The organism is Defluviimonas salinarum, assembly GCF_026013545.1.
Classification (GTDB): domain Bacteria; phylum Pseudomonadota; class Alphaproteobacteria; order Rhodobacterales; family Rhodobacteraceae; genus Albidovulum; species Albidovulum salinarum.
Genome location: NZ_JAPDOG010000088.1, coordinates 1 through 1,110, shown reverse-complemented (window position 1 = coordinate 1,110; position 1,110 = coordinate 1). Strand labels below are relative to the sequence as shown.

Sequence of the window (1,110 nt, the reverse complement as noted above, 5' to 3'; positions counted from 1 at the left end):
TTGACGGTCTCGAGGTTCATCGCATGGCGCATGACCTGGAATTCTTCCTGGATGCCGTTGCCGCCATGCATGTCGCGCGCCATGCGGGCGATATCGAGCGCCTTGCCGCAGTTGTTGCGCTTGACGAGGCTGATCATCTCGGGGGCGGCCCTGGCCTCGTCCATCAGCCGGCCGACGCGCAAGCTGGCCTGCAGGCCGAGCGAGATCTCGGTCATCATGTTGGCGAGCTTCAGCTGGTAAAGCTGGGTCTGCGCGATCGGCCGGTTGAACTGCTTGCGGTCGAGCCCGTACTGGCGCGCCGCGTGCCAGCAGAACTCCGCCGCCCCGAGGACGCCCCAGGAGATGCCGTAGCGCGCCCGGTTGAGGCAGCCGAACGGCCCTTTGAGCCCCTCGACGTTCGGCAGGAGCGCGTCCTCGCCGACCTCGACATTGTCCATCACGATCTCGCCGGTGATCGAGGCGCGCAGCGAGAGCTTGCCGCCGATCTTCGGCGCCGAAAGCCCCTTCATGCCCTTGTCGAGGACGAAGCCGCGGATCTTTCCGCCATGCGCCTCGGACTTGGCCCAGACGACGAAGACATCGGCGATGGGCGCGTTCGAGATCCACATCTTGGATCCATTGAGGACATAGCCGTTCGTCGTCTTGGTCGCGCGGGTCTTCATGCCCGCGGGGTCGGAGCCGGCATCGGGCTCGGTGAGGCCGAAGCAGCCGATGTATTCACCGGATGCGAGCTTCGGCAGGTATTTCCGGCGCTGGTCTTCCGAGCCGTAGGCATAGATCGGGTACATGACCAGCGAGGATTGCACCGACATCATCGAGCGGTAGCCGCTGTCGACCCGCTCGACCTCGCGGGCGATGAGGCCGTAGGAGACGTAGTTCGACCCCAGCCCGCCGTATTCCTCGGGGATGGTGACGCCCAAGAGCCCCATCTCGCCCATCTCGCGGAAGATCTCGGGATCGGTCTTCTCCTCGCGGTAGGCCTCGATCACCCGCGGCTGGAGTTTTTCGGCCGCGTAGGCGCGGGCGCCGTCGCGGAGCATCCGCTCTTCCTCGGTCAGCTGGTCTTCCATGCGGAAGGCGTCTTCCCAGTCGAAGCGCGACAGGTCGGGG

1 protein-coding gene is annotated in these 1,110 nt (G+C 65.6%); it reads right to left on the bottom strand.

The annotated features are described in order from the left end of the window. A partial coding sequence (locus OM960_RS25395) for an acyl-CoA dehydrogenase (RefSeq protein ID WP_264773930.1) occupies nucleotides 1-1,110 on the bottom strand: 1,110 nt, incomplete at both ends.